The organism is Enterococcus sp. DIV0167 (assembly GCF_050541555.1).
Classification (GTDB): domain Bacteria; phylum Bacillota; class Bacilli; order Lactobacillales; family Enterococcaceae; genus Enterococcus; species Enterococcus faecalis.
In genome coordinates, this window is the sequence record NZ_CP172933.1 from 123,365 (window position 1) to 139,100 (window position 15,736).

Here is a 15,736-nt window from a genome sequence, read left to right on the forward strand (position 1 = left end):
AATGAGTTATCCCTATTATATTGTCGATGCTTTTGCGGAGGAAGTTTTTAAAGGCAATCCCGCAGCTGTTTATGTTTTGGAAAAGTGGTTGCCAGAAGCGGTGATGCAAAACATTGCGATTGAAAATAATTTGTCAGAGACTGCTTTTACGGTCAAGGAGGGACAAAGTTACGCCCTGCGCTGGTTTACGCCGGAACGAGAAATCGATCTCTGTGGACATGCTACATTAGCGACGGCTTTTGTGTTATTTAACTATTATTCCGTTGCGGAAGAAACGCTTCATTTTACTAGTCAAAGTGGACCGCTCGCAGTGACCAAAAAAGAGGAATACTATTATCTAGATTTTCCTTATATCCTACCGGAAAGGATTCCAATTTTGCCAGAGTATGAAGTCGCTTTAGGCGCGAAAATTTATGAAGCTTATTTGGGTCGCGATTTATTTTTTGTCTTAAAAGACGAAGAGACAGTGGCAAAAATCACACCAGATTTTTCTGCATTAAAAGCATTGGATTTAGGAGTAGGAGTCATTGTAACGGCACCAGGAGACTCGGTGGATTTTGTTTCGCGGACTTTTTTCCCGAAACTAAGAATTAACGAAGATCCAGTTTGTGGTTCTGCGCACGCCAATTTAATTCCTTATTGGGGAAAACGGCTCAATCAAACGACCCTTTCGGCCTATCAAGTGTCCCCAAGAGGCGGCTTTTTAACTTGTGAAGTGAAAGAAGATCGAGTCATTATTGGTGGTACTGCTAAACTATTTGCAAAAGGGGAAGCGTACTTACCTGTATAAAAGTACACCGACCGCTAGAAATTCGTCGTTAGCGGTCGGTGTACTTTTTAAATAGAATAGTTGCGAGAAACAAAGGGAACTTCTTCACCATTTTCGAGCTGATTTAGGTACAAAGCTAACATGAAAAAGTAACCTGAGAGTAAGTTGACTACATCATACAGCTGCGGATCAATTTTTTTACCACCATAGTCCATGCGATAAAGCAAACGAACAATATCTTTGGCTTTGGCTCTTAAAATGTGTGCATAAGAGGAACAGATTGTGCCCATCGGTAAAACAAAAGGACGATTTTCTTCGTATGTCAGTTCATTCATAGTATTGACACGTTCCAAAAGCCAGGCTATTTCTTCCTCTGTGACTGTTAATTTTGTTCGGGTCGTTGGATTGACATGGTAGATTAACTCGCAAATTTTAGCTAGTTCTTCTGTTAGTGCAGGCTGTTCAGGGACGTCTAATTGTTGCACATATCCTCGTAGAAGACCTGTCATCGAGGCCAATTCATCAGTCATTAATTCAAAATCACATCGTAAATCTTCTGGTTTAGAAGATAGATACGGGTACGCTTCATACGGACTGCGGTACATTTTTTCCATTCAATTTCCCTACTTTCTAAAAATAAAAAGCGCTCAAAAAGAATGCACGAAAGCCAATCTTTTTGAGCGCCATTGCTCGACTGTTCACAGTACACCATTGTACTTGCTAAGGTAATCATAGCCAAGAGTGAAGGGAGAGTCAAGGGGGAATCAATATGAGATAACTCTATTGATTTATTTTTTGCTTAATATAATCAATGACATCTTTCTTTTGTTCTTTAGCCTCTGATATATATTCCTTTAGTTCTTTATCCGTAATTGTTGAACTGTTAATTCCTTGTTCATACAATTGTCGTCTAGTTTTTGAAACATCATCTGTTGGATTCAATTCTCTATTCTTTAAATTCTCGGTTGTTTCAATTGTTATAGATGATGTAGAAGTTGGTGTTGTGTCCGGATTACTACTATCTTTTTTAGAAGACTGGGTAGTTTGCTGTTTAGTTGATACTTCAGTAGATGAAGCGTCGCTATTTTTTCCCCCAGTATTATTACTACATGCCGTTAAAAATAAGGCTAACAATAGTACAATAAGTTTTTTTTTCATTATATCCTCCTATAAAATAACGAAACATGGTCGGCCTTCTGTCCAATCAATTGGATCATTTGACGGAGTATTCCAAAGTGCTTGTGTTGACACCCAACCTGAGTAAAACTGGCGGCCGTATGGATCATAGGTTAAAGTGTAACCATTTTTGTACTCATGAACAACAATAGCATGTCCAATCCCAACATTTTGATATAAAATAACAGGATATCCTTCAGAAAGATAGGCGTTCAATGTAGCTACATCATTAATAACTTTGATCGAACGGCCATATGATTGAGCTGTTATCACTAAATCAGTTGCAGAAGCGCCAAAGTATCTTTGATTTAACCCGCCATAAGATGCCATTCTTGTTGCAACACTGACAGGATTTACATTATAACCGTAAGAGCCTCTTAAAATCATAGATAAACTTGTTGGAACACATCCTGCTGCGCCAATGGTATAGTTTCCGATATAAGTATTAATCCATTGTGGGTCACGTTGAGAATAATAATAAGGTTTTTTCTTTAATCTTTCTGCACGTAATCTGTTTGCTATCTCTGCTGGTGTGCGAGCTTCATCGCCAACTAAAAAAGCTTTTCCAGATCCTTTAGGAGTCGCTTCACCCTTTCTAACTATTTTGATTTGAATAGCTTCCAATCGTTTAGATGCAGATTGACTCCCAGATGGTGCACCATTAGCTGCCCAATTCAACCAACCTTTATCTTGGATATGAACACGGTAATAGACATCATAATATCTGGAAACATCTCCAGATAGGTTTATTTTAATCGCTTCCAAACGTAATTTTTTCCCACTAGTACCAGATAACTCACCATTTTTTTTCTTTTCTTGCCAACCAATACTTTGAACATGTGTCGAATATTCTATATTTCCGGCTAAAGCAGCATCACTAAGATTGATTTTAATCGCTTCTAATCGTAGTTTTTTTCCACTAGTACCAGCGCTTTCACCATTTCTAACAAACCCTTGCCATCCGATTTCTTGCACGTGTGTTTGATAATTGACATTTGGTTTGATTTCATCTGGACGTTTTGCTTCATTTCCAATTAAAAAGGCTTTTCCATTTCCTTCAGGTGCCGCTTCGCCCTTCTTCACTAATTTAATTTGAATGGCTTCTAATCTTTTAGCGGCGCTTTGACTACCTGCGGACTCACTGTTTTTTGCCCAATTCAACCAACCTTTATCTTCTATATGCACACGATAATAAACATCATATGCGTTAGCTATTTCTCCAGTTAAGCGAATTTGAATCGCTTCGAGCCGCAAAGACTTTCCGCTTGTACCAGACAATTGATTATCTTTCACATATCCTTGCCACCCAATTTCTTGGACATGTGTTCTATATTCTACAGATCCAGCCAAATCTGAATTTGAAATATTCATTTTAATTCCTTCAAGACGTAAAGAGCGTCTGCTAGTCCCAGAAATTTCCCCGTTTTTGACAACCCCTTGCCATCCGATGTCTTGGATATGCGTCTGATAATTAATATCAGGAACTTTTTCTTCTGCTTTTGCCGGTGCTACAGGTATGTCCTCATTACTTTGTGATGTTTCCAAAGTAGTTTCAGTATCGTCGCTACTATTTTCTGTATCATTAACAGTTGTTACTTCTGATGTAGAAACTTCAGTGGTGGAATCGGAGGTTGAGGAAGTGGAAGTTGTTTCTGTTTCCTCTTGAGAATTTATGATGCTTGGATTCATTTCTTCAGTGACACCGCTACTCATTTGTTGCTCCGTTAGAGATGTTTCTGAAGCCACCGTTTCTTCAGTAGTTCCCTTAGAGCGTTCCAAAGCGTAAGCAGAAATAGGGGTAACGAGAAATCCCGACAATAAAACCGCTAACATAGAACTAGTTATAACACTTTTTTTCATTAATTTACTCCTTCATAGCTTATTTATTATTTATAGTATACGACAACGTCAAAGGCCAAACAAGAACGTCTTGTTTTTATAAGAACAATAGTGAAAAAGTGTCTATAAAATGACTGAAAAAATTACCAGAAGTAAACCAATCAATAAACTGACAAGACCAGAGATTTGACCTAATCGTTGTTGGATAGAAGAAGGCTGGTCGGTAACTGTGAGCAAACTTGAGAAAAAGTTCATTTTTTTCACGAGTATTAAATACGCAACAATAAGCAAAAGAATACCCGAAAAAAGGTACGAAAGGGGCTCAGAAATAAATTTTTGGGCACGAAGTAAAAAAATTCCTATGAAGAGGACAACAAAACCATACTTAAGAAAAGTTTCTTTTGACATGTTAAAATCGCTTCCTTTTAATTGATGAATTTTATTAATAGCCACTATTCTTATGATTAAATTATAGGACTTTGAGGGCGGTGGAGCAAAGGAAAAATGGAGAATGGTGGGAGGAAAGTGTGATAACACAAAAGAAAACCCGCTAGAAACACCTATTTTATAGGTTTTCTAGCGGGTTGATTGTTATTCCCACTCCACAGTTGCAGGTGGTTTTGAAGTAATATCGTACACGATACGGTTTACATGTGCAACTTCGTTCACGATGCGCACAGAGATTTTTTGTAAAACATCCCAAGGGATACGGGCAAAGTCAGCGGTCATGCCGTCGATAGAAGTCACAGCACGGATACCGACTGTGTAATCGTAGGTACGGCCATCGCCCATAACGCCTACTGAGCGGATGCCAGGTAAGACAGTAAAGTACTGCCAAATGTCACGATCTAAGCCAGCTGCTGCGATTTCTTCACGTAGGATAGCATCTGAATCACGAACGATTTGTAATTTATCTTCTGTAATTTCACCAAGCACACGAATACCTAATCCTGGTCCTGGGAATGGTTGGCGCCAAACGATTGCATCAGGCATGCCAAGTTCAGTTCCTAAGGCACGAACTTCGTCTTTGAATAATGTATTTAAAGGTTCAATTAATTCAAATTGCATGTCTTCAGGAAGACCACCAACGTTGTGATGTGATTTAATTGTTTGCGCAGTTTCTGTACCAGATTCGATGACGTCTGTGTAAAGAGTTCCTTGTGCTAGGAATGAAACGCCTTCTTCCCCAGCAAGTTTAGTTGCTTCGTCATCAAAAACATACACAAATTCGTTACCGATGATTTTACGTTTTTGTTCAGGGTCAGAAACGCCTGCTAATTTGCTTAAGAAGCGTTCTTTCGCATCTACTTTAATAATGTTTAAGCCAAATTTACCGCCTAAACTTTCCATTACTTGCTCTGCTTCACCTTTACGTAATAATCCATGGTCAACGAAGATACAAGTTAATTGGTCGCCAATGGCTTTTTGTAAAAGTACGCCGACAACACTTGAGTCAACGCCACCTGATAAACCAAGTAAGACTTTTTTATCGCCTACTTGTTCACGGATTTTAGCGACTTCCATATCGATGAAGTTTTCCATGCTCCAGTCACCAGTACAGCCACACACATCAAAAGCAAAGTGACGTAATAAGTCGTTACCATATTCTGAATGACGAACTTCTGGGTGAAATTGTACGCCGTAGAATTTGCGGTTGGCATCTTCGATAGAAGCGATTGGACAATCATTGCTTGTCCCAACTTTTTCGAATCCAGGAGCGATTTCTGTTACTAAATCACCGTGGCTCATCCAAACGGTTTGTTTCGCAGGTGTTCCTTGGAATAATGTCGCATCACCAAGGATTTCTAATTCTGCTTTTCCGTATTCACGGTTTGCGGCAGGTTCTACTTTTCCGCCTAAGTTATGAGTCATTAATTGCATACCGTAGCAGATGCCAAGAATGGGAATTCCTAACTCATAAATTTCTGGATCAATGCTAAAAGCATCTTTGTCATACACGCTGTTTGGTCCACCTGAGAAGATGATTCCTTTAGGCGCGATTTTGCGAATTTCTTCTGCCGTAGTTCGGTGGCTTAATAACTCAGAGAATACGCCAAATTCACGAATACGACGAGTAATCAATTGGTTAAACTGACTACCAAAGTCTAAAACAATAATTTTTTCGACAGATGTCAAATCGGCAACGTTAGTCACGTCTATTACCCCTTATCCATTTAAATTTATCTAAAGAAAAGGCGGTTAAAAAGTGGTCAGCACCAAGAGTTAAGAAAGGATTTTCAAAAATTGTTTTACGATTTTTAGAAAATTTTGGCTTAATTCCGCAGGGGCTACTTTTAAACAGCCGAGAATCAGGCGGTTAAAAAGTGGTTCACTTTTGTTCCGTACTCTTCTTTGTCTAGCTATACTTATTAAAACATTTTACTCCTTGAAAGTCATGCATTCTGCTGAAAATTTTCAAGGATATTTCTACAAAAGATACAGGATATTTCTTAGCTCGTCAACCCTTAATATTTACGTAGATAGATTTGGTCAATCAAATGATTTTCCGTTTTATGCAAAATAATGTCCGCACGTCCGCGCGTTGGCAAGATATATTCCTCCAAGTTCGGTAAGTTCACGGTTTTCCAAACATTCCGTGCCATGGCGAAAGCATCTTCTCGTTTGCCAATTGCATATTGGTAATAATAATTATTAGGATCTAAGAAAGCCGTATCTAATAAGGCCCCAAAACGTTCTAGATACCATTTTTCAATTAAGGCTGGATCGGCATCCACAAAAATAGAAAAATCAAAAAAATCACTCACATAAATTTGTTGATTGGCGGGTAACTGTAATGTGTTAATGCCTTCAACAATCAAAATATCTGGTTGTTGAATCAACTCATATTCGCCTTCGATAACATCGTAGACACTGTGAGAATAGACGGGTGCTTTAATTTCGTCTTTGCCGCTTTTGACTTCGTTTAAGAAATTAATTAGCTTCTCCATGTCATAACTTTCAGGAAACCCTTTTCGGTCCATAATTCCTTGTTCTTCTAACACTTTATTGGGATACAAAAATCCATCCGTTGTAATGAGTTGAACGTTTCTTCGTTTAAACGTTCGGGCCAGAATTCTTTGCAAAAGACGAGCTGTGGTGCTTTTACCAACGGCGACACTGCCGGCAATTCCAATGATGAATGGTGGTACAGAGACATATTCATGTAGGAACAATCCTTTGCTAAGTGTTAGCGATTCAAATTCTTTCATGTATAAATGAATAAGATGCGTTAAGGGTACATAAATTTCTTGTACATCTTTTAGTGAAATTTGGTCGTTCACACTTTTAATGTTATCCAATTCTGCTTCGGTTAACGGTGCTTTGCCGTCATGATAAAACCCATGCCATTCTTCTCTGGAAATTGGGTAGTAATTCATTTTATCGTCCATTGTTCCTCCACCAAACCCTGTTCAATCTTTGTACATTTTACCATAATTTCACAAGGGAAACACAGGATTTTACAAAAGAATTCCCTTCTTCGCCAATTTATGATGAAAATGGTATCATGAAAAGAGAAAACTGTTAGAAAAGAGGGGAAAAGCCATGAGAAAAATTGTATTATTTGGTGATAGCATTACTGCTGGTTATTTAGACGAAGCTGTCTCACCTGTTCTTGTTGACTTAGTAAAACGGGATATTGCTGCGATGGGTCTAGAAGAAGTGGCTGTCATTAATGCTGGAATGCCTGGCGATACAACAGAAGATGGTTTAAAACGATTAAATAAAGAAGTACTAATTGAGAAACCTGATGAGGTGGTGATTTTCTTTGGCGCCAATGATGCGTCACTGGATCGAAATATAACAGTAGCCACGTTTAGAGAAAACCTTGAAACAATGATTCACGAAATTGGTTCAGAAAAGGTGATTTTAATTACACCACCATATGCGGATAGTGGCAGACGTCCAGAACGTCCACAAACGCGTATCAAGGAATTGGTCAAGGTTGCACAAGAAGTCGGAGCGGCACATAACTTGCCAGTTATTGATTTGTATAAAGCGATGACTGTTTATCCTGGAACGGATGAATTTTTACAAGCGGATGGTTTGCATTTTTCACAAGTGGGCTATGAATTATTAGGTGCCTTGATTGTTCGAGAAATAAAAGGTAGACTAAAACCAAAACAAGCATAGATAGGAAGAACAAAATGGCGAATCATTATTATACAGAAAATCCAGAATTAGCACATGATTTAGAAAGCTGGTCTTTTCCATTACGTGGTCGGACCTTTCAGTTTACGACCGATAGCGGGGTCTTCTCAAGAGGAACAGTGGATTATGGTTCTCGTGTGTTGATTGATGCCTTTGAATGGGAAAATTTACCAGCAGGCCGTTTGTTAGATGTTGGTTGTGGCTATGGACCAATTGGGTTGTCCTTAGCAGCGGCGACTGGTCGACTGGTGGAAATGGTGGATGTCAACCAACGGGCGGTTGGGCTAGCTCAAATGAACGCCCAACGTAACCAAATTACTACTGTGGATATCCATTCTTCCAATGTGTATGAAACCTTAAACGAAACGACCTACGCGGCGATTGTTAGCAATCCGCCCATTCGTGCAGGCAAAAAAGTTGTCCATGGCATTTTAACAGGGGCTTTTCCGTTGTTGAAAGTTGGTGGCACACTAACGGTGGTTATTCAAAAGAAACAAGGTGCACCTAGTGCAGAAAAGAAAATGGCTGAAGTATTTGGCAATGTTGAAATTGTGACAAAAGACAAAGGCTATTATATTTTACGAAGTGTTAAAGAAGCAGAGTAAAAAAGAACCTCCACTTTAGTGGAGGTTCTTTTTTAGAATAGATATGCTTGATCAATTTTTTGGTTCAACAGTTTTTTTTCGTCTGGCGATAAAAAAGCACCTGCAAGCGCATTTTTAGTGAGTTGCTTCATTTCGTCATAACTTAATTGATACCAAGTGGCCAATTTCATGAATTCTTTCGTTAACGTAGTATCTGAAACAGTGCGATTATCGGTATTGATGCAGACGGCTAAGCCAGCCTCGATAAATTGTTGAAAAGGGTATTCAGCCAATGTTTTGACGGTGCCTGTTTGGAAGTTGCTAGTTGGACACATTTCTAAAAGAACCTTTTTTTCTTTTAAGAGCGCCAAGTATTCGGGTGTATCTTTCAAAGCAATACCGTGGCCAATCCGAGTAGCACCTAAAGTGACAGCATCAGCGACGTTTTTGCCACAGCCGCATTCCCCAGCGTGGAGTGTTAATGGAATTGACAATTGGTTGGCTAAAGCTAATACGTCTTCAAATGTGTATGGAGGGAAATCGACTTCATTGCCAGCTAAATCAAAGCCGCCAACGCCTGTCTCTCTGAAATCATGCGCTAAGTGAACGATTTTTTCTATGGCTTGTTGTTGGTCATGCCGCATGCCGCATAACAGTGCATTGCTTTTTACACCAAAATCTTCTTCGCCTTGTTTTAAGCCAGTTAAAACAGCAGTCACGATTTCAGGTAACCGTAAGCCTTTTTCTGTGTGTTGTGAAGGCGCAAAACGCACCTCTATGTATGCCACGCCATCTTCGGCAGCTTGGCTAATCACGTCATACGCCGCTGCTTGCAAAGCTTCAGCTGTTTGTAGACAGGTTAGCACGAAGTCGAACCGAGTTAAATAATCATTCAAATCGGTGCATTTTTCAGGGGCAACCACTAACTCTTTCAAGGCTTGTTCGTCTTGGGGTAATGGAATGTTTTGTTTTTCAGCAATGGTGCGTAAAGTGGTTGGTCGAATCGACCCATCTAAGTGACAGTGCAACTCGATTTTTGGTAATTGACGGACACGGGATTCTTCCATGAAAAAAATAGCCTCCATTTTCTTTTGTTTTTTAATCTTTTTAGTCTATTTCTTTTGTCTTTTTTTTGTTAAAATGTAAAAGATTCGATAAGTATTTTGAAGACTGTAACACGTCTACAAATGTCTGTCAATGCAAAAGGAGACGTTGGGAGGGGCGCGATGAAACTAACGATTAAAGAAATTGCTGATATGGCTGGTGTTTCTGTCACAACCGTCTCACAAATTCTGAATAATAAAGGGAGTCGTTTCAGTGAAAAAACCCGCAACAAGGTGTTGGCGGTAGTCGCTGAAAATCATTACAAACCAGATTACTTTGCTTCGAATGTAATCAACCGTCATTCCAAAACCATTGGTATGATTGTGCCAGATGTGACGGATTTCTTTTTCTCAAAAGTGATTGAAGGTGTGGAAACATATTTAAATTCGTTAGGCTACATGATTTTGTTATGCAATTCAAAGCATGATTCCGAGCAAGCGATGCAATATGTTAGCGAGTTGATTCATCGGTCGGTGGATGGCATTATTTTTGCCACGCCGAATGTTTTGCCAGAAAATCATATTTTAAAAGACCGACGAGAACATCCGATTCCTGTCATTCTTGTCGATCGTGGGATTAATCCACGAGATAGTGGACGACTAATCGTTAAAGAGTACGAAGGTGCTTACCAAGCGGTCCATCATTTAATTCAACAAGGGCATCAGCATATTGGTATGTTGCGTGAAAGTGCCGGCTATTATCGTTTAACGGAACGAGTGACGGCGTATCAGCATGCGTTACAGGACAACAATTTACCTTTTCGTCCGCATTATGTTTGTGCTGGGGAATTGAACTTGCATGGCGGCTATGCTGCGGCGAAAGAAGTTTTGAAAAATGAAGAAATCACAGCAATTTTTTGTGGCAATGATGAAATGGCGATGGGAGCTTATCAAGCCATTGAAGAAGCGGGCAAGAAAATTCCTGACGATATTTCGGTGGTTGGTTTTGATGGCTTGGAAATTTCCGAATATTTGGTGCCGAGTTTAACAACCGTCTATCAGCCGAGTTTTGATATTGGCTATTATGCAGCAAAATTTTTGGTGGAAGCTATTGCAGATCCAACAGGGAAAGTTCCGAATAAAGTTTTCGATGCGACGTTTATTGCTAGAAAAAGCACAAAACCGATTTAAAAAACAGCTTAGAAATAGAACGTTCGTGTTGTTTGCGTTTTCACAAGAAAAAAATAATAGTAAACTGGTTTACTAAATGGTTTAAAGCTGAACGATTTTGTTGTATAATACATTATCGGGAAATCGGAGGGAACGAATTCATGAGAATGGTAGACATTATTGAAAAGAAACGTGACGGGCATCAACTAACAAGCGAAGAAATTCAATTTATTATCAACGGATACACAGATGGTTCAATTCCAGATTATCAGGTAAGTGCCTTTTTAATGGCTGTTTTTTACCAAGATATGACAGACGAAGAAATTACACAAATGACGTTAGCAATGGTCCATTCAGGCGAAATTGTGGATCTTTCTTCTATAGAAGGAATCAAAGTCGACAAGCATTCTACAGGTGGCGTAGGCGACACTACGACGCTTATTTTAGCGCCATTAGTTGCTAGTGTCGGGGTCAATGTAGCAAAAATGTCTGGTCGTGGCTTAGGCTACACGGGCGGTACGTTGGATAAATTAGAAGCGATTCCTGGTTTTAAAGTTGAATTGACAGAAGAACGTTTTATTCAATTGGTGAACGATACAAAAGTGGCAGTGATTGGTCAGTCAGGTGATCTAGCACCAGCAGACAAAAAACTTTATGCGTTACGTGATGTGACCGCCACTGTTGACTCAATTCCATTAATTGCAAGTTCCATTATGAGTAAAAAAATTGCCGCAGGGGCAGATGCGATTGTCTTAGACGTGACTACTGGTGAAGGGGCCTTTATGAAAGACCTAGCAAGTGCTCGTCGATTAGCGGAAACAATGGTTCGCATTGGGAAACTGGCAAATCGCCAAACGATGGCAGTAATTTCAGACATGTCACAACCTTTAGGGGAGGCCATCGGAAATAGTTTAGAAATCGTTGAAGCAATCGAGACCTTGCAAGGAAATGGGCCAGAAGATTTAGTGGAGATGTGCTATGTCTTAGGAAGTCAGATGGTCGTTTTAGCTAAAAAAGCCGAGACGTTAGACGAAGCACGGGCTTTATTAGAAGAAGCTTTAACAAGCGGTCGAGCGCTCGCAAAATTTAAAGAAATGATTGAAAATCAAGGCGGCGACAGTTCCGTTGTTGACCAGCCAGAAAAATTATTAACCGCAACTTATCAATTTGATTTACCTGCCAAAGAAACAGGCGTGGTACAAAAAATCGTTGCCAATGAAATTGGCGTTGCCGCAATGTTGCTGGGCGCTGGTCGGGCTACGAAAGAAGATACGATTGATTTTGCAGTTGGCTTGAAACTTCACAAAAAAGTAGGGAGCCCAGTTGAAAAAGGCGAATCATTACTAACCATTTATGCCAATCGTGAAGACGTGACAGAAGTCGAACAATTGCTTTATAAAAACATTGAAATTGGACCAACCGGCGAAGAGCCTATTTTGATTCACGATATTATTACGGAATAAAACAAAAAGAAAAGAGGAATTCTCATCATGGAATTAAACCGCATGATTGACCACACTATTTTGAAACCAGAAGCGACAGAAGCCGCTGTCCAAAAAATTATTGACGAAGCTAAGGAGTACAACTTCTTCTCTGTATGTATCAATCCTTGTTGGGTCGCTTTTGCTAGCGAGCAATTAGCTGATACCGACGTCGCTGTGTGTACCGTTATTGGCTTTCCTTTGGGGGCGAATACACCAGAAGTTAAAGCATACGAAGCAGCTGATGCAATTAAAAATGGTGCGAATGAAGTGGATATGGTGATTAATATTGGTGCATTAAAATCACAACAATACGATTACGTACGTCAAGACATTCAAGGCGTAGTAGATGCAGCCAAAGGAAAAGCGTTAGTCAAAGTGATTATTGAAACAGCATTATTAACAGACGAAGAAAAAGTTAAAGCTTGTGAATTAGCCAAAGAAGCAGGTGCCGATTTCGTTAAAACATCTACTGGCTTCTCAACAGGCGGTGCTAAAGTAGCAGACATTCGTTTAATGCGTGAGACAGTTGGTCCTGACATGGGCGTTAAGGCTTCTGGTGGCGTGCATAATGCAGAAGAAGCGTTAGCAATGATTGAAGCGGGGGCAACACGCATCGGTGCAAGTACGGGTGTAGCAATTGTTTCTGGCGCAACTGGCGAAGGGTATTAATTCGTATTTCAAATTAAACGAAGGTGTGGCGAAAAAGATGACAGTAAAACAAGAATGGCTTGATTGTGCCGTAGAAGCATTGGCACACGCCTATGTACCGTATTCTAACTTTCCTGTGGGCGCTTGCTTAGTGACTGCAGACGGGAAAATGTATCAAGGAGTCAACATTGAAAATGCCTCCTTTGGTTTAACAAATTGTGCAGAAAGAACGGCGATTTTTAAAGCCATTTCAGAAGATGAACGGACCTTCCAACATTTAGTTGTAGCAGGTAATACAGAGGCACCCATTTCTCCATGTGGCGCTTGTCGTCAAGTAATGGCTGAATTCTTTGATCCACAAATGCCAGTCACGCTAGTTGGTAAAGATGGCGCGACTAAAACAATGACAGTTGAGGCATTATTGCCCTATTCATTTACAGATAAAGATTTTTAAAAAAAGGACATAAGGTTTCGTTGGGCTCAAAGTAGATTTCAATAGCATAAATGCGAATGAAATAATAGATAAAATAGTAGGGGGCTTTTCGGAAAGTGAAACAAGCAAAATTTTTAGGTCTAGGATTGGCGGCAGTTGCCTTAACCATTGGGTTAGCTGCATGTGGTGGCAATAGCAAAAAGAACGCCGACACAAAAGGTGATCCACAACATAGTGTCGTAATGGTCACAGATACAGCCGGCATTGATGACAAATCTTTTAACCAATCTGCGTGGGAAGGAATGCAAGAGTGGGGCAAAGAGCACAAACTTCCAGAAGGACCTCAAGGGTATGCGTATATTCAATCAAATGAAGCATCTGATTATACATCAAACATTGACCAAGCCATTTCAAGTCAATTTAAAACGATTTTTGGCATTGGCTATTTACTAAAAAATGCAGTAGTAGATGCAGCGGACGCCAACCCAGAAACGAATTTCGTTCTAATCGACGATACAGTTAATGGGAAAAACAACGTCGCTTCTGCAACATTTAGAGATAATGAATCTGCGTATTTAGCAGGTGTGGCAGCAGCTAACACTACGAAAACCAACAAAGTAGGATTTATCGGCGGGGTTGAAGGACCTGTTATTGGCCGTTTCCAAGCTGGTTTTGAAAAAGGTGTAGCAGATGCTGGCAAAAAATTAGGAAAAGATATTCAAATTACGTCTACTTATGCAGGGACATTTGCAGACGCTTCAAAAGGACGGGCCTTAGCTTCTTCTATGTATCAAGCAGGTGCCGACATTATTTATCACGCAGCGGCGACTACAGGACAAGGAATCTTCCAAGAAGCCAAAGCGCTAAATGAAACAGGTTCAAAAGATAAAGTTTGGGTGATTGGTGTTGACCGTGACCAAAACGAAGACGGTAAATATACAACCAAAGATGGCAAGGATGATAACTTAACGTTAGCTTCAACCATTAAAGGGGTAAATATTGCTGTGAAAAAAATCTCTGATCTTGCATTAGAAGATAAATTCCCTGGCGGCGAACATTTAACTTATGGATTGAAAGATGGCGGTGTTGATTTAACAACAGAAGCCCTAAGCGATCAAGCCAAAACGGCAGTTAAAGAAGCCAAAGAACAAATCATCTCTGGTGACGTAAAAGTCCCAGACCAACCTTAGAAACAACTTAGTTGTTTAAATACATTAAACTATTTTTAGGAGGCTTTACAGAAATGAAAAAAGCAAAATTATTCGGTTTTAGTTTGATTGCATTAGGTTTATCAGTTTCACTTGCAGCATGTGGTGGTGGCAAAGGCAAAACCGCTGAAAGCGGCGGTGGCAAAGGGGATGCAGCGCATAGTGCTGTAATCATTACAGATACAGGCGGCGTGGATGACAAGTCGTTCAACCAATCTTCTTGGGAAGGATTGCAAGCTTGGGGTAAAGAACATGATTTACCAGAAGGTTCAAAAGGGTATGCATATATTCAATCGAATGATGCAGCTGACTATACAACAAATATTGACCAAGCGGTATCAAGTAAATTCAACACAATCTTTGGTATTGGCTACTTGCTAAAAGATGCAATTTCTTCTGCAGCAGATGCCAACCCTGATACAAACTTTGTTTTAATCGATGATCAAATCGATGGCAAAAAGAATGTCGTTTCTGCAACATTTAGAGATAATGAAGCAGCTTACTTAGCCGGTGTTGCTGCTGCAAACGAAACAAAAACGAACAAAGTCGGTTTTGTTGGTGGTGAAGAAGGGGTCGTAATTGACCGTTTCCAAGCTGGTTTTGAAAAAGGTGTGGCTGATGCTGCGAAAGAATTAGGTAAAGAAATTACTGTTGATACAAAATATGCGGCTTCATTTGCTGATCCTGCCAAAGGGAAAGCTTTAGCTGCTGCAATGTACCAAAACGGCGTTGATATCATCTTCCATGCTTCTGGTGCGACTGGACAAGGGGTCTTCCAAGAAGCAAAAGACTTGAATGAATCAGGTTCTGGCGACAAAGTTTGGGTAATCGGTGTTGACCGTGATCAAGATGCTGATGGCAAGTACAAAACAAAAGACGGCAAAGAAGACAACTTCACGTTAACTTCAACACTTAAAGGTGTCGGCACAGCGGTTCAAGATATTGCCAACCGTGCGTTAGAAGACAAATTCCCTGGTGGCGAACATTTAGTTTATGGATTAAAAGATGGTGGCGTTGACTTAACAGACGGCTATTTAAACGACAAAACAAAAGAAGCTGTTAAAACAGCAAAAGATAAAGTAATCTCAGGTGACGTAAAAGTCCCAGAAAAACCAGAATAATTTAAGCTCCTAAATGAAAAAAGAAGGGCTCATTATTGTTCCTTCTAAAAATAAAGTGGTCCTTGGCAGCGACGGCTGCCAAGGGAACCCTTTATGATGTTTGGATTTTTAA

At 39.9% G+C, this 15,736-nt stretch carries 16 protein-coding genes; 9 read left to right on the forward strand and 7 right to left on the reverse strand.

All coding sequences use genetic code 11. The annotated features are described in order from the left end of the window. Position 1: 1 nt before the first annotated feature. On the forward strand, positions 2-790 hold the full coding sequence (locus IGM09_RS00525) for a PhzF family phenazine biosynthesis protein (RefSeq protein ID WP_033625252.1): 789 nt from the start codon (positions 2-4) through the stop codon (positions 788-790). A gap of 47 nt (positions 791-837) precedes the next feature. Here IGM09_RS00525 and IGM09_RS00530 read toward each other — a convergent pair whose 3' ends face one another. The 6 genes from IGM09_RS00530 to coaA all read right to left on the reverse strand — a co-directional run bounded on the left by IGM09_RS00530 (position 838) and on the right by coaA (position 7,173). Continuing rightward, entirely contained in the window at positions 838-1,383 is a 546-nt protein-coding gene (locus tag IGM09_RS00530) for an ATP:cob(I)alamin adenosyltransferase (RefSeq protein ID WP_002383833.1), read from the reverse strand. 166 nt (positions 1,384-1,549) lie between these two features. After that, a complete protein-coding gene (locus IGM09_RS00535) occupies positions 1,550-1,927 on the reverse strand; it encodes a hypothetical protein (RefSeq protein ID WP_002379241.1) in 378 nt (125 codons plus the stop codon). 9 nt (positions 1,928-1,936) lie between these two features. Beyond that, positions 1,937-3,805: a C39 family peptidase gene (locus IGM09_RS00540; protein ID WP_033625255.1), complete on the reverse strand. Its 1,869-nt coding sequence runs from the start codon at positions 3,803-3,805 to the stop codon at positions 1,937-1,939. Positions 3,806-3,907: 102 nt separating this feature from the next. Further along, a complete protein-coding gene (locus IGM09_RS00545) occupies positions 3,908-4,237 on the reverse strand; it encodes a hypothetical protein (RefSeq protein WP_025192637.1) in 330 nt (109 codons plus the stop codon). A gap of 138 nt (positions 4,238-4,375) precedes the next feature. Then, on the reverse strand, positions 4,376-5,938 hold the full coding sequence (gene guaA, locus IGM09_RS00550; RefSeq protein ID WP_002356158.1) for a glutamine-hydrolyzing GMP synthase: 1,563 nt from the start codon (positions 5,936-5,938) through the stop codon (positions 4,376-4,378). A 311-nt stretch (positions 5,939-6,249) separates the two neighbouring features. After that, positions 6,250-7,173 carry a type I pantothenate kinase gene (coaA, locus tag IGM09_RS00555; protein ID WP_002356160.1) on the reverse strand — a complete coding sequence of 308 codons (924 nt, stop codon included), beginning with the start codon at positions 7,171-7,173 and terminating at the stop codon, positions 6,250-6,252. Between the two features lie 154 nt (positions 7,174-7,327). Between coaA and IGM09_RS00560 the strand changes: the two genes are divergently transcribed. Together IGM09_RS00560 and IGM09_RS00565 are read left to right on the forward strand one after the other, a co-directional pair. Then, positions 7,328-7,915 carry an SGNH/GDSL hydrolase family protein gene (locus IGM09_RS00560; RefSeq protein ID WP_002356161.1) on the forward strand — a complete coding sequence of 196 codons (588 nt, stop codon included), beginning with the start codon at positions 7,328-7,330 and terminating at the stop codon, positions 7,913-7,915. A 14-nt stretch (positions 7,916-7,929) separates the two neighbouring features. Then, complete coding sequence (locus tag IGM09_RS00565; protein ID WP_002356162.1) at positions 7,930-8,538, forward strand: class I SAM-dependent methyltransferase; 609 nt, start codon at positions 7,930-7,932, stop codon at positions 8,536-8,538. Positions 8,539-8,570: 32 nt separating this feature from the next. Here IGM09_RS00565 and add read toward each other — a convergent pair whose 3' ends face one another. Then, the gene (gene add, locus IGM09_RS00570; RefSeq protein WP_002361528.1) at positions 8,571-9,602 is read right to left on the reverse strand and encodes an adenosine deaminase; all 1,032 of its coding nucleotides are present in this window, start codon (positions 9,600-9,602) and stop codon (positions 8,571-8,573) included. A gap of 141 nt (positions 9,603-9,743) precedes the next feature. On the opposite strand from add, the gene IGM09_RS00575 reads away from it, so the two are divergent. The 6 genes from IGM09_RS00575 to IGM09_RS00600 all read left to right on the forward strand — a co-directional run bounded on the left by IGM09_RS00575 (position 9,744) and on the right by IGM09_RS00600 (position 15,624). Further along, entirely contained in the window at positions 9,744-10,751 is a 1,008-nt protein-coding gene (locus IGM09_RS00575) for a substrate-binding domain-containing protein (RefSeq protein WP_002356164.1), read from the forward strand. 140 nt (positions 10,752-10,891) lie between these two features. Next, positions 10,892-12,193, forward strand: a complete 1,302-nt coding sequence (locus IGM09_RS00580) for a pyrimidine-nucleoside phosphorylase (RefSeq protein WP_002356165.1) — start codon at positions 10,892-10,894, stop codon at positions 12,191-12,193. Between the two features lie 27 nt (positions 12,194-12,220). Next, the gene (gene deoC, locus IGM09_RS00585) at positions 12,221-12,883 is read left to right on the forward strand and encodes a deoxyribose-phosphate aldolase (RefSeq protein ID WP_002356166.1); all 663 of its coding nucleotides are present in this window, start codon (positions 12,221-12,223) and stop codon (positions 12,881-12,883) included. Continuing rightward, positions 12,852-13,316, forward strand: a complete 465-nt coding sequence (locus IGM09_RS00590; RefSeq protein ID WP_002387503.1) for a cytidine deaminase — start codon at positions 12,852-12,854, stop codon at positions 13,314-13,316. The genes deoC and IGM09_RS00590 overlap by 32 nt, the downstream gene beginning before the upstream one ends. Before the next feature lie 95 nt (positions 13,317-13,411). After that, a complete protein-coding gene (locus IGM09_RS00595) occupies positions 13,412-14,485 on the forward strand; it encodes a BMP family lipoprotein (RefSeq protein WP_033625258.1) in 1,074 nt (357 codons plus the stop codon). A gap of 53 nt (positions 14,486-14,538) precedes the next feature. After that, positions 14,539-15,624, forward strand: a complete 1,086-nt coding sequence (locus tag IGM09_RS00600) for a BMP family lipoprotein (protein WP_002356169.1) — start codon at positions 14,539-14,541, stop codon at positions 15,622-15,624. The last annotated feature ends 112 nt before the right edge of the window (positions 15,625-15,736 follow it).

Excerpts from the sequence above, each read along its gene's own strand:
- IGM09_RS00525 (WP_033625252.1), top strand. The coding sequence starts at position 2 with ATGAGTTATCCCTATTATATTGTCGATGCTTTTGCGGAGGAAGTTTTT.
- IGM09_RS00530 (WP_002383833.1), bottom strand. The coding sequence starts at position 1,383 with ATGGAAAAAATGTACCGCAGTCCGTATGAAGCGTACCCGTATCTATCT.
- IGM09_RS00535 (WP_002379241.1), bottom strand. The coding sequence starts at position 1,927 with ATGAAAAAAAAACTTATTGTACTATTGTTAGCCTTATTTTTAACGGCA.
- IGM09_RS00540 (WP_033625255.1), bottom strand. The coding sequence starts at position 3,805 with ATGAAAAAAAGTGTTATAACTAGTTCTATGTTAGCGGTTTTATTGTCG.
- coaA (WP_002356160.1), bottom strand. The coding sequence starts at position 7,173 with ATGGACGATAAAATGAATTACTACCCAATTTCCAGAGAAGAATGGCAT.
- IGM09_RS00560 (WP_002356161.1), top strand. The coding sequence starts at position 7,328 with ATGAGAAAAATTGTATTATTTGGTGATAGCATTACTGCTGGTTATTTA.
- IGM09_RS00565 (WP_002356162.1), top strand. The coding sequence starts at position 7,930 with ATGGCGAATCATTATTATACAGAAAATCCAGAATTAGCACATGATTTA.
- add (WP_002361528.1), bottom strand. The coding sequence starts at position 9,602 with ATGGAGGCTATTTTTTTCATGGAAGAATCCCGTGTCCGTCAATTACCA.
- IGM09_RS00575 (WP_002356164.1), top strand. The coding sequence starts at position 9,744 with ATGAAACTAACGATTAAAGAAATTGCTGATATGGCTGGTGTTTCTGTC.
- IGM09_RS00580 (WP_002356165.1), top strand. The coding sequence starts at position 10,892 with ATGAGAATGGTAGACATTATTGAAAAGAAACGTGACGGGCATCAACTA.
- deoC (WP_002356166.1), top strand. The coding sequence starts at position 12,221 with ATGGAATTAAACCGCATGATTGACCACACTATTTTGAAACCAGAAGCG.
- IGM09_RS00600 (WP_002356169.1), top strand. The coding sequence starts at position 14,539 with ATGAAAAAAGCAAAATTATTCGGTTTTAGTTTGATTGCATTAGGTTTA.